The organism is Rubidibacter lacunae KORDI 51-2, assembly GCF_000473895.1.
In the GTDB taxonomy this organism is placed as follows: domain Bacteria; phylum Cyanobacteriota; class Cyanobacteriia; order Cyanobacteriales; family Rubidibacteraceae; genus Rubidibacter; species Rubidibacter lacunae.
Genome location: NZ_ASSJ01000082.1, coordinates 1 through 12,747, shown reverse-complemented (window position 1 = coordinate 12,747; position 12,747 = coordinate 1). Strand labels below are relative to the sequence as shown.

General features: G+C 57.4%; 10 protein-coding genes and 1 pseudogene. 3 read left to right on the top strand and 8 right to left on the bottom strand.

Annotation, left to right across the window (positions count from 1 at the left end):
* Positions 1–54: 54 nt before the first annotated feature.
* On the top strand, positions 55–1,965 hold the full coding sequence (locus KR51_RS15730; protein ID WP_022609107.1) for a transketolase C-terminal domain-containing protein: 1,911 nt from the start codon (positions 55–57) through the stop codon (positions 1,963–1,965).
* 136 nt (positions 1,966–2,101) lie between these two features.
* On the opposite strand, the gene ppsA is transcribed toward KR51_RS15730, so the two are convergent.
* Positions 2,102–4,528: a phosphoenolpyruvate synthase gene (gene ppsA, locus KR51_RS15725; protein ID WP_022609106.1), complete on the bottom strand. Its 2,427-nt coding sequence runs from the start codon at positions 4,526–4,528 to the stop codon at positions 2,102–2,104.
* Between the two features lie 351 nt (positions 4,529–4,879).
* Here ppsA and ygfZ point away from each other — a divergent pair, with 351 nt between their 5' ends.
* Positions 4,880–5,974: a CAF17-like 4Fe-4S cluster assembly/insertion protein YgfZ gene (ygfZ, locus tag KR51_RS15720; protein ID WP_022609105.1), complete on the top strand. Its 1,095-nt coding sequence runs from the start codon at positions 4,880–4,882 to the stop codon at positions 5,972–5,974.
* Positions 5,975–6,737: 763 nt separating this feature from the next.
* Here the strand turns inward: ygfZ and KR51_RS19930 are convergent.
* From KR51_RS19930 to pirA, 4 genes are all read right to left on the bottom strand, one after another.
* Positions 6,738–6,968, bottom strand: a complete 231-nt coding sequence (locus KR51_RS19930) for a hypothetical protein (RefSeq protein ID WP_156915154.1) — start codon at positions 6,966–6,968, stop codon at positions 6,738–6,740.
* Positions 6,969–7,137: 169 nt separating this feature from the next.
* Entirely contained in the window at positions 7,138–7,344 is a 207-nt protein-coding gene (gene rpsU / locus KR51_RS15710) for a 30S ribosomal protein S21 (protein ID WP_022609104.1), read from the bottom strand.
* 398 nt (positions 7,345–7,742) lie between these two features.
* Positions 7,743–8,051: an RNA recognition motif domain-containing protein gene (locus tag KR51_RS15705; protein ID WP_022609103.1), complete on the bottom strand. Its 309-nt coding sequence runs from the start codon at positions 8,049–8,051 to the stop codon at positions 7,743–7,745.
* 661 nt (positions 8,052–8,712) lie between these two features.
* Positions 8,713–8,877: an arginine synthesis PII-interacting regulator PirA gene (pirA, locus tag KR51_RS20345; protein ID WP_022609102.1), complete on the bottom strand. Its 165-nt coding sequence runs from the start codon at positions 8,875–8,877 to the stop codon at positions 8,713–8,715.
* Positions 8,878–9,057: 180 nt separating this feature from the next.
* Between pirA and KR51_RS15700 the strand changes: the two genes are divergently transcribed.
* Positions 9,058–9,852, top strand: a complete 795-nt coding sequence (locus tag KR51_RS15700; RefSeq protein ID WP_022609101.1) for an SAM hydrolase/SAM-dependent halogenase family protein — start codon at positions 9,058–9,060, stop codon at positions 9,850–9,852.
* Positions 9,853–9,898: 46 nt separating this feature from the next.
* Here KR51_RS15700 and KR51_RS15695 read toward each other — a convergent pair whose 3' ends face one another.
* The 3 genes and pseudogenes from KR51_RS15695 to KR51_RS20340 all read right to left on the bottom strand — a co-directional run.
* Positions 9,899–11,386: a TldD/PmbA family protein gene (locus KR51_RS15695; RefSeq protein WP_022609100.1), complete on the bottom strand. Its 1,488-nt coding sequence runs from the start codon at positions 11,384–11,386 to the stop codon at positions 9,899–9,901.
* A 610-nt stretch (positions 11,387–11,996) separates the two neighbouring features.
* Positions 11,997–12,386 (bottom strand): hypothetical protein, encoded by a 390-nt coding sequence (locus tag KR51_RS15690; RefSeq protein WP_198016815.1) that lies wholly within the window; start codon positions 12,384–12,386, stop codon positions 11,997–11,999.
* A gap of 25 nt (positions 12,387–12,411) precedes the next feature.
* Positions 12,412–12,747 (bottom strand): annotated as a pseudogene (locus tag KR51_RS20340) (hypothetical protein); the annotation flags it as partial.

The following is a 12,747-nucleotide window of genomic DNA, read 5'->3' as shown; positions in this document are numbered from 1 at the left end:
CGCCCACTATCCTGCAAAGGAGATGCGCTCCAGATCAGCCCAGGAGAAATTCCTATGACCGTTGCTAAAGCTGCCTTTCCGATCGACCTCGCGGCGTTTCAGCCTCTCGCGCTCGACCCGGCCGTCACGACGCTTACCGATGCCCAACGCAGCACCCTCCAAGCCAACATCCAGCTGTGCCGGGACGCGATCGTCTTCTTCACTGCCACCGGCGCGGCGCGCGGCGTCGGCGGTCACACGGGCGGTCCCTTCGATACCGTTCCCGAAGTCATGATTCTCGATGCATTCTTCCGAGGCAAGCCGGAGATGTTCGTGCCGGTCTTCTTCGACGAAGCCGGTCACCGCGTTGCAACGCAGTATTTGATGGCTGCCATTTACGGCGATCTGCCTGCCGAGCGCCTGCTAAGCTACCGCGCAGCCCACTCGCAACTGCCCGGTCACCCCGAACTCGGCTTGACCCCGGGTGTCAAGTTCAGCTCCGGCCGTCTCGGACATATGTGGCCGTACGTCAACGGGGTTGCCTACGCCAACCCCGAGAAAGTCGTCTGCTGCCTCGGCTCGGACGGTTCCCAGCAGGAAGGTAATGATGCCGAAGCTGCCCGTGCCGCCGTTGCTGGCAACCTCAACGTCAAACTTTTCATCGACGATAACGATGTTACTATCGCGGGCCACCCCTCGCAATACATGACCGGTTTCGACCTCGGAAAAGTCCTCGGTGCCTTCGGCCTCCAAATCCTTACGGGTGATGGTGAAGACCTCGACAGTCTCTACGCGCGCATGTGCCAAGCCGTCACTGCCGACGGTCCGGTCGCTGTCATGAACAAGCGTAAGATGTGCCCCGGCATCGCCGGTCTCGAGGGCAAAACCCACGGTCACGATGTCATTTCAGTCGACCTCGCGCTGCAGTACCTGGAAGGACGCGGACTGACCGACGCCGTCAATTATCTCAAAGGCGTTGAAAAGCCCAAGCCCTCCTACACCTACATCGGTTCCGACGGCAAGAAGGGCTCGAACCGCAATATCTTCGGCGACACGGTTGTGGAAATCCTCAACGCCATGACCCCCGAAGCGCGCAAGAACAACCTCGTTGTCGATAGCGACCTCGAAGGGTCGTGCGGACTCCAGCAAATCCGTACGGCGCACCCCGAGATTTTCGTCAGCGGCGGCATAATGGAGCGCGGCAACCTCTCCCTGGCAGCGGGCTTCGGCATGGCGGCTGGCAAGCAAGGCATCTTTGCCACCTTCAGCGCTTTTCTGGAGATGTGCATCTCGGAGATCACGATGGCACGCCTGAACTTCTCGAACCTCCTGTGCCACTTCTCCCATGCGGGCATCGATGACATGGCGGACAACACTTGCCACTTCGGTTTGAACAATATGTTTGCCGACAACGGTCTCGATGACGGTTACGAAACTCGCCTGTATTTCCCCGCCGATTCGGGTCAGATGCGCGCCTGTGTGCGCGCGGTCTTCTCCAACCCCGGCATGCGCTTTATTTTCTCGACGCGCTCCAAGGTGCCGAGCCTGCTCGATGCCGACGGTAACCTCTTGTATGGCAATGACTACACCTTCGCGCCCGGCAAGGACGAGGTCGTCCGCGAAGGCACAGCCGGCTATGTCGTCAGCTTCGGCGACGGGCTGTATCGCGCGGTGGACGCTGTCGATCGCCTCAAGCAAGCGGGCATCGATGTAGGGCTGATCAACAAGTCCACCCTCAACGTTGTCGATGAAGACATGATGGCGAAGGTCGGCAAGGCACCCTTCGTGTTGGTGGTAGAAGCCTTCAACCGCCGCACGGGTCTGGGCAGCCGCTTCGGCTCTTGGCTCCTAGAGCGCGGCTACAGTCCGAAGTACGCTTACTTGGGCACGTACCACGAAGGCTGCGGCGGCCTGTGGGAGCAGTTCCCGCACCAGGGCATCGACTCCGACGGCATCGCGGCCAAAGTGAAGGAGTTGATTGCCTAATAGCACGCGATCGCATCAATCCCGGGCGATCCTCTCCAGGGCGACCTGTCGAGTCGATGCTTGGCAGGTTGCCTTACAGAGTGGTCCAAGCAATTGCTGAGCTGGCTACACAAAGGTTTGCGTTCGTTGCAATCCCCTACTGCCGTTCGGCGTCAGCGACGGTCAACAACGTATTCAGGACGGAATCGGGATTGAGGCTGATGGAGTCGATGCCAGCTTCGACCAAGAAGCGTGCGAACTCTGGGTAGTCGCTAGGCGCTTGGCCGCAGATGCCGACCTTGCGCCCCTTGGCTTTCGCGGTTTCGATCAGCGACTGGATCGAGCGCCGAACCCCGAGGTTGCGCTCGTCGAATAGGTGCGCCACGAGGGCGGAGTCGCGATCGAGCCCGAGCGTGAGCTGTGTGAGGTCGTTGGAGCCGATGGAAAAGCCGTCGAAGATCTCGGCAAACTCGTCAGCCAGGACAATATTGCTCGGTAGCTCGGCCATCACATACACCTGTAAACCGTTTTCACCTCGTACTAATTTGTTACGCGCCATCTCGTCTATTACCTGCTGCCCTTCTTCCGGGGTGCGGCAGAACGGCACCATCGGAATGACATTAGTCAAACCCATATATTCGCGCACGCGCCATAACCCCTGACATTCCAGGGCAAATGCCTCGCGATAGCGCGGGTCGTAGTAACGCGACGCACCGCGCCAACCCAACATCGGGTTGTCTTCAATTGGCTCGAAGGCACTGCCGCCCAGCAAATGCGCGTACTCGTTAGTTTTAAAGTCCGACAAGCGCACGATGACCGGGCGCGGATGGAAGGCGGCTGCGATCGCGCCCACGCCCCGGGCCAGGCGATCGACGAAATACTCCGGCTTGTTGTCGTAATGACACGTCAGGCGGGCAATTTGGTCTTTGGCGATGGGGTCTTCGAGGGTATCGAAGTTCAGCAGCGCCAGTGGATGTGCCTGGATGTGGTTGGCAATGATGAACTCCAAACGCGCCAGCCCAACGCCATCGCACGGTAGAACCGATTGGGCAAAAGCGCGCTCGGGATTGGCAATATTAAGCAAAATTTTCGTGCGCGTGCGCGGCAGATCGCCGAGTTCGCGTTCCTCGATTTCGTATGGCAGCAGTCCGGCGTAGGCGTAGCCGTCATCGCCTTCGGCACAGGAAACAGTGATGTCCTGACCAGTTTGAATAACCTTGCTGGCATCGTTGCTGCCGACCACCGCTGGAATGCCGCGCTCGCGGGCGATGATGGCGGCATGACAGGTTCGCCCGCCGCGATCGGTAACGATCGCACTTGCCACATTCACGATCGGTTCCCAATCGGGATCGGTGCGACTGGTCACCAGCACTTCACCCGGCTGGAAGAGATGCATTTGGGCGGCATTGGGAATAACGCGCGCGTTTCCCTGACCGATCGCCTCGCCGATGCTGCGCCCGGTCGCGAGCACCTCGCCACGTTCCTTGAGGAGATAGGTCTTGAGTACGTTGCCACTCTTGCGCGACTGGACGGTTTCCGGTCGTGCCTGGACGACGAAGAGTTCGCCCGTGCGACCGTCCTTCGCCCACTCGATGTCCATCGGCGTGTAGCGATCGCGCGAGTAGTGTTGCTCGATCTCCACGGCCCAGCGCGCGAGCTGCAAAATTTCGTCGTCGCTCAGGCAGAAACGCTCGCGATCCCGAACGGACACGGGCACGTTCTTGGTCATCTTCGACCCGCCCGTGTCGTAGACCAGCTTCATTTCCTTGCTGCCAAGGCGCTTGTCAAGAATCGGACAGAAACCGCTTCCAAGCGTCGGTTTGAAGACCAAATATTCATCAGGATTGATTGCCCCTTGCACGATATTTTCGCCCAAACCATAGCCAGCGGTGATCAATGCAGTATTTTGAAATCCCGTTTCGGTGTCGATAGAAAACATCACGCCAGATGTTGCTAAATCCGAGCGCACCATCTTTTGCACTCCAACTGAAAGAGCGACGCTAAAGTGGTCGAACCTACCATGGGCGCGATAGGAAATGGCGCGGTTGGTAAACAGCGAGGCAAAGCAACGCTGACAGGCTGCTAGGACGCTTTTCTCGCCCTGAACGTTCAGATAACTTTCCTGTTGTCCTGCAAAACTTGCATCGGGCAGATCCTCCGCCGTTGCACTAGAGCGCACGGCAACATCAGTTTCTTCGCCATAGGATGCGCAGAGTTGACGATAGGCCGAGGCGATCGCCTCGTTCAGCTCGGGTGGAAACGGCGTGTTGAGGAGGAGCGCGCGTGCCTGCTTCCCACAGCGCTGCAAACTATCAACATCATTGACGTCGAGTTTGGTAAAGAGCGCTCGAAGTTGCGGGTCGATTCCAGTGACGCGCACGTAGTATCGATAGGCAAAGGCTGTTGTCGCGAATCCTCGAGGAACATTTATTTCTTTAGGGACGAGTTGTTGGATCAGTTCGCCTAATGAGGAGTTTTTACCGCCCACTAAACCCGCATCATCGCGATCTACATCTTCATACCAAAGAACAAATTGTTCTGTACGCGAACTGCCTGCCGTTGGCTGCGAAATTGCTTCACCCATGACAGTTATTTATTCCCTTTACGTTTAGTCTTTAATTCCCTTTCCTTTTAGTCTAGCGATCGCATCCAAACGCCTGTGATGAAGTTTGAGATTATTTACGCAAAACGTGTGGGGATCGCGGTTAGCAGCAAGTACGATCGTTGCGATCTCCTCGACCCTGCGACGGAAGTAGATGGCAAGGAATGGTTGCCCTGCAGGCTTCGAAATACCCGCGAGCGCATCCTTGACAAGCAGTGTGGGGCGAATTGCAGGCGATTGGGAAATCGCTTTATGATCCTGCTGCGTGCCGTAATGCTCGGCACTCCACCCGGCTGCCTCTGCCAACTCCTAATTCACCAGAACCTACTGCCAATGACAGACCTTCACACGCTACAGGCCGAAGCCGGAGGGACCTTCGATCCCGACACCGGTCGGGTCCTCAGCTACGGTTGCGACGAAGAGGCGATCGCAGCGGCGATGAACGGAGTGGCGCTGACCGATCGAAGTCATTGGGGCCTGTTGCGCGTTACCGGCGACGATCGCCTGGAATTCTTGCACAACCAAAGTACAAACGACATTCGGCAGCTGCAACCGGGCACGAGCTGCGAGACGGTCTTCGTAACCTCGACCGCGCGAACCATTGACTTAGCGACGGTTTACGCCACTGAGGACGCCCTCCTGCTATTAGTATCGCCCTCGGGCTGTCAAACCTTGCCAGCATGGCTCGATCGCTACCTGTTTCCCGCCGATCGCGTCGAGATCGACGATGTATCCGCGCACTTTGCTGTCTTCGATGCGGTCGGACCGGGCAGTCGTATCTTGCTCGGTCGGCTGATGCAAGAGTCTTTGAATGCCGATGCCGACCGACCCGATGCACCGCAGTCCGTGGCACTACCAGCCGCAACACACCGACTCTTAACTCTCAAGAGCGGGACAACTGTTCGCATTTCCCCAGGATGTGGACTGGAGTTGCCGGGATTTACGGCGATCGTGCCGCGCGAGTCGGCCTGGACGTTTTGGGAGTGCTGTATTGCCGTTGGTGCCAGACCGCTGGGCGATCGAGCCTGGGAACGATTGCGTGTGACCCAAGGTCGCCCCATGCCAGGCAGCGAACTTACGGATGACTACAATCCGCTTGAAGCCGGTCTGCTAAGGGCAATCTCGTTCGATAAGGGCTGTTACATCGGACAAGAAACGATCGCGCGACTCAAAACCTATGATGGCGTTAAACAAAAGTTGTGGGGCGTGCAGCTCGCTGCCCCGATCGCGCCGGGAACGCCTATTCTGCAGGATGGCAAGAAAGTCGGAATCGCAACCAGTGTCGTCCCGACTGCAGATGGCGCGATCGCCCTTGCATACGTTCGTACCAAGCTTGCTGCTGCCGGGATGCAACTGACCTTTGGCGGCGCGAACAGCGATGCGGCAACCGGGGAACTCGTTAGCGTTCCATTCCTCGCTTTTCTGTAATCTAGTTGGGTTATCGGTAATCACGTTGGGTTCAAATCAATCGCAAACCGAAGAACAGGTGCACCGGGTTGCAGTTATCCAGACCTTGCAAATGAATCGGGAGCGCCCTGCTTGAGTCGGCACCCTGCACGTTTGGGGCATCTAGAAGGTGGCTGTACTTTGCGGAGGAAACGCCTATGGGGTGATCTCATTCGCCGCAATGAGGACCTGCAGAGAGTTGTTTAAGGACGTAGCCAGTAAGGACTTAGCCAGCAAGCAGGTCCTTGCTCAGATCGACGAATAAGGTGTTGCCTAGTCGAGATAGCGGGGTTTGTCTTGATTCTGCAGTTACCGTAACTTGTCTAAATCAAATGGGCGCTGCTCGAAGATAGCTTTACACTAGCGCTGGCATGTGGCGAAAGTCCCAACATCGTGTCGATACTGCCTAAGTTAGGGCACTCAATTACTCGGACCTGTCGCTCTCTTTCACGTTCGTCATCTCAACTCCACTATTTCTATTGGCGGCATTGTCGCTCGTGGTTCTAATGGTGGCTTGTCGCTCGTGGCCGTCTAAATCTTGACACTCCCCGACACAGTTGGCGTCGCGCTAATGGTCGGCGGCTCCCACACGCTCAATCTCAAGCGCGCGCTCCCGCGGCGTAATTGATCTGTTTCGCGCCCTATGCCAGCAGCAAGGTCAGTAACTGATGTTATTTCGTGGTTTATTTCTAGAGCTTGACCTCAAGAATTTAATTCGTCGGCATGTGAACTCGCCGCAGACGTTCTAGACACTTGCCAACTTCAGTTTCATTGACACGGGCATGTGTCCGATGATACTGCTGAAGACGCGCGGCAACTCGGCCAAAATCCCCCAAAATGGTGCGTGCTCGGCACCCATCGGATTGTTCCAAGGCGCGAACGTATTGCTATTAATGCAAGCAATTGACCTGACGACAGTTGCTCGGCCGATCGCTATTACGCGCACTAGCGTACTCTTCAGCTGCTTGTTTTTCAAAAAAATTTGCCGAGCGAGCCTTAGGGTGACTCTGATGCTCGGCGGTGTTGCGCTGATTGCCCTGCCCATCGCATCCTGGCTCTAACAAGTGCATGGAGACGGAATGTCTCGAACACTCGCCGGAGCAACCGACAGCGGACGGAAGACCCAACGGTCTAGTCCGGGTAGGCTAGCGGCGGCTATTGCCATACCGCGATGAGGCCCGACGGCGCTGGCGACGGCGCGCGATCGCCTTGCGCTTCTTCTTTTCAATCGGGGTCTCGAAATAACGATGCTTTTTAAGGTCGGGAAAAATCCCGGCTTTAGATACCTGCCGCTTGAAACGACGTAAAGCCGATTCGATGCCTTCATTTTGTCCGACCGTAACCTGAGCCATTCCAGTCCTCCTACTGATGGTTTTTTCACGTTAGCGCAGATGTGAGTGGATCCTCACAATATCGACCCAGGACGCTGCAGACCCAGATCGAAAAAAAATCACTCAAACGTTTGGAGCCGTTTGGCAATCATGGGGGGTGCGCCATTGTGGGGGCTCGAAGAGGTGGGGTAAACCGCAAACCAAAAAATAATTTGTCTTTCCTGGTTTACCTCATATCACCGAGCAGGCACACATTCGCAACATCGCGACCGTTAGGGGGTGTGGACGGACCGCAGAGGCACCCGGTTTACCCCCCAACACCTTCCAATCGCGATATCAGTTAAAAATTGCCCACAACCAAAGAGCGGCAGCGACTGCAAAACAATGCGCCGTTGCCGCACTTTTGGCAATTGAGTCACTTAGTAGCGATCGCCACCAAAACCGCCCTGCCGTCCGCCAGAGCGACCGTTGCCACCGCGGTTATTCTCGCGCGGACGCGCCTTATTAACCCGCAGGACCCGACCCATCCATTCGGCTCCGTCCAGCGCTTCAATCGCTGCATCTTCCTCTGACTCGCTCGATAGCTCTACGAACCCAAAACCTCGCATTCGACCGGTTTCCCGATCGACGGGCAAGTGCACGCGCTTGACCGAGCCGTACTCTGCAAACACCTCGTTTAGATCCTGTTCTGTCGCCTCATACGACAGGTTGCCGACATAGATGGACATTAAGCTTCTCCGAGAACACGAAACCGTGATGAAACTAGGCTTCCGGTGCAAACGAGCTGCCCTCGGCGAAGACCAACTCAGAACCGGAAACAACCCTCAATCACACTGACAGCAGAGTGCGCGCACTTTGCCTACGCCAGTAGGCTAGCACGGGCACCCGGACAACGGCAATTTTCAGCGGACGAACGTTACGGATAGTTGCATAGCGCGCGATCGCGCTTCCCATCAATGTTTCGGGTTTGGTGGTTGTTCGAAGATAGGAATCGATGGTTGTCTGCTGCCAGCAGCTATCATGACTGCACGCCTACGGACAGCGACTGGTGAGGACCAAGCGACTGCTCCCTTGGGGTATCACCGGACCCACTAGCCAGCGTCGAGCTGAATGTGCTTAGAATCGCGCCACGTGTTTGCATGCCCCTCCGCGATCCTGATCATCCTTAAGTTCATCGCCAAGGGAAGGGAGCTTGGAAACGGTTGGTTTGCAGAATGCCCTTAGCGGGTTCCTCGTGAAGGGGAGGACGAGGGCGAGGTTGGTTGCAAGCGATCGCGTCTCGACATTCTGCCGACAGTTCACGACTTCTGTATCTCCATCGCACAAGACGTCCGGCGAGCTGGAGACCTGTGGGGATCTCAACGGTCGCGGTCGATTGGTAGGCGAATCTCAGCCGAGACGCAGGTAGTTCGCTTCGGCTTCAAGTTGGCGCACCAGCCGCTCGTTGCCCTCATTGCGGGCAATCGTCAGGCGGTGCTGGATATTTTTGCGCAGACTATCGCGATGCACGGCGGCAGCCAGCTTGGCAGCCTCTTGTAGGTTGCTAGATACCATCGAGCGTTCTCCTCTGAGGGGATTGATAATTAGGTATGTCTTAACTTGAAAAGATCGGACGACTTAGGTATCCGATGTTACTGAAATTATATCAAACCGATTATTTTTTCTGGAGATTATCTCGGGTGACGGGTCTAGCGTAGGGTGAATGGGAGACAAGTTCGCGCGAGGAGTGCTGCAATGAGTCGAGGCTTTTTGACATTGCTCAGCGATTTCGGCGATTGCGATGTCTATGTTGGGATGATGAAAGGCGCGATCGCGCGGGTGGCACCGCAGGTCGGCGTGGTGGATTTAACCCACCGCATTCCAGCACAGGATGTGGCAGCAGGTCGGTTTGCCTTGGCCAGCGCCGTGTCGTTTTTTCCGATTGGCACGGTACACGTCGCGGTAGTCGACCCGGGCGTAGGCACTGCCCGGCGCGGGATCGCGGTGCAATTCGATGGTGGATTTCTAGTCGGTCCGGATAACGGTCTGTTGAGCGGAGTGCTAACCGAGCGCGCGGCGATTGCTGCGGTGGAATTAACAGAACCGCACTATTGGGGCACGGACATGCCGAGTGCGACGTTTCACGGTCGGGATATCTTCGCGCCGGTGGGAGCGCACCTTGCAACCGGCGTTCCGCTGAAGGCTCTCGGTCCGGCGATCGCGGTGTCAGAATTGGTTGCTTTACCGGTCGCGGCGGTCGAACGCATGCGGGCGGGATGGCGCGGCTGCATTCAGTACGTTGACGGATTCGGCAATTTGGTTTCGAACGTGTCGGCAGCGGCGGTGAGCGATCGCGCCTGGTCGCTAATTTTGCCGTCGGGGACAGTCGTGCCGGGCTGTCGGTCCTACAGCGATCGCGCGCCGGGCGGGGTGGTGGCGCTCGTCGGCAGTCATGGCTGGGTGGAAGTGGCGGTTAACTGCGGCAGTGCTAAAGAACACCTGCAGTTGGAGGTCGGCGACTGCGTTGAGGTGCGCTTCAGTACCGGTTGAGTCCCGCGAGAGCTGGGGCACAAACCCGGCGATCGCCTCGGTAGGCCTAGGAGTCGCGACCAATGCGGATGTTGCGAGCGCGGACAGGGACGCAGGCGTGCGTCATCTGGGCGACCTGAATTGGTTCGCCTTTGCCGCACATGTTGGTGCCGCTCTGCTCGCGCTCTGATGCCGGTCCGATCGCGTCGATACTATTCCAGAAATCGGTGGTCATGGCATGGTAGGTCAGGTTTTTGACCATGCCGACGATGCGCCCGCGCTCGATTTTCCAGAAGGCGTCGCCGCCAAATTGGAAGTTGCGCCGCTGTTGGTCGATGGAGAAGCTGCCGACGCCGTCGATTAAAAAGCCTTCGCGGGTGTCGGCGATTGCCTCGGCGAGGGTGGCAGTGTGGCTGCCGCCGTCGGGGCCGGGTTCGAGCCCGAGGTTGGGAATCCGGACCATGGGCACGCTAGCCCAACTGTCGGCGGCGGCGCACCCGTTGCTGCTCTTGCGGCCGAGGCGCTGTGCGGTTTCACGATCGGTCAGGTAATCGACCAACCTGCCATCCTTGACGACGTACCAATCCTGACCGGGCACGCCTTCGTCGTCGAAGCCAACCGTTGCGCGACCGGCAGGTTGGGTGCGATCGCATTTGAAGTTTACCCAGGGCGCGGCGTATTGCAGCGTGCCGAGGCGATCGGTGGTAGCAAAGCTGGTGCCAGCGAAGTTGGCTTCATAGCCGAAGACGCGGTCGAGTTCGGTGGGGTGACCGACGGATTCGTGGATGGTCAAATACAAGTTGCTGGGCTTGAGGAGCAAGTCGGCGGTGCCGCTGGCCGGAGCCTCGGGTGCGTTCAGCTTGGCGATCGCCTCGGCAGCTACGCGTTCGACTTGGGCATGGAGATCGTCGGGACGGATGTGTTCGTAACCGACATTCAGCGGTGGTCGCTCGTAGCTGCGGCTTTGGGCATCGCCGTTGGCTACGGCCGTGCAACTGAAGCTGGGATAGGAGCGGTAAATCGTCTGCTCGATGAGCGAACCAACCGTGGAGGCGAAGGTTTTTTCCTGATGGCTGAAGCGCAGGAATGAATATGCTTTTGCGATCGCGTCGTCGCTGCTTAGCAGGCGCTCGTTGAGTTCTAGCAGCAGGGTTGCTTTTTCATCGACGGGCACATCGAAGGGATCGATCGCGATCGGCGTGGTAAAGGTGTCGCGATAGGCTTCCACGGGTGCGAGCCGCACGGGTTCTTGTTGTGTCAGGTGGCTGGCTTTGGCGATCTCGACGGCGAGGGCGACAACGCGCGCGATCGCTTCGGGAGTCTGGCGCGGGCTGGCGGCAAATCCCCACGAGCCTTTCCACAGCACGCGCACGCCGAACCCTGCACTGACGTTGTCGCTCAGGGAACTGAGGGAGCGATCGCGTGCGGCCAGATTTTGGACGCGATCGCGGCAGATGCGAATGTCGCCGTACTCGCAACCGGCGGCGCGGATGGTGCCGATCGCGAGGTCGGCAAGTTCGGTGGCAGCGGCGGTGCGGGTGGGAGTTTGGACCATCGGTGGCAACAGTTAAAGACGTTGGCGGGGATTGCCGCGGGCGGCACAGACATTCGTTACATTTTACGCGCTCGATTTTGCGGGGCTGGTTGGGATGCTATTGCAGCTTGGGGAGCGCTCCCTCCCCTTGGGTGGGGCGATCGCCTACCGTTACAATGCATCATTACTTTTTCTAATACTGCCCGTAGAGTAAATGGGAACCGGAGCTATGGCGTTATCCTCGAAGCTCTAGCTAATGGGCACCTCGATTAATTCGCTCAAGACCGAAGGTCGGCACGGCAGCAAGGGCACTTCAGCCGCACTTAACACCATAATCCGGCAATTTTTCGAGTTGCCCTAATGCACGCATGCCAAATCTGATTCTTTGATTTGGCATGCGTTAAATCGCTTTTCTAACGTTGAATGACTTATTGGTATCTCCTTAAGAGCGCTCTCACCCCAAGTAGGGCTAAGCTGGCAAACCCGCACAGCCATACCCAGGTACCTACGTCAGCCCAATCTACTTTGTGCACGCGTCCATCGACTAATACCAATGCTGCCAGGACCAAGCTGCCCGCAGCGATTTGTAGCCCGCCAAGGGTGCGAACTTCTAAGGCAGTTCCCCCACGGGCTAGTAAGCTAATCCGATCGCGCCACTTATGAAAATAGCGCTGTAAAGCCGGCCGTGAAAGGCATCTAACGGCCACGGCCAAAAACCGCTGAACAGCGCTGGAAAGAGTAACAAACCCACACCATAAATACCTAGTATTAGTGCTTGTAAATTGTGCGATCGCCTCACTTCGACGCGACCATCTTCCGGAACAAGTCGTCCGCCTAATCGAGCTAAATAATATGTTCCTACCAGGCAATCGCTTAAGTACAATCCGAACCACAGTCCCGTCGCGCGGCGATCGAAGTTGAAAAGATCTGAATAGAAAAAGGACACGACGATCAACTGGGTTAAAAACGCCGAAAGCATCGGTAAAATGGGGCGCGCGGGCGACCAGCGCCGCACCGTCAACACACTCCCAGTGGTATCTATGCACTTATACCAATTCCTTAAAGTCCTGACACGGATAGCTGGTCATGAGCCACCGCCACCCGGTCAGCGAGGCGATGAGGTCCCGTCCCGCCAGCTGCAGTCGCTTCCTGACCTTCTCTCGGAGTTCCTCCAAGTCACCGCAGTTCAGCCACTTCAGTCCGCTCTTTAACCATTCCCAGCACCGCTCGATTGGATTCACCTGGGGACTGTAAGCCGTCTGAAGCAGCAATATTACGTTCTCGGGCACTTTCAGCGCTCCTACTCGGTGCGCTCCCGCTCCATCGACCTGCATCACGTGCAGGTCCCGCGGATACGCCGATGCAAACTGCTCCAGGTAGGG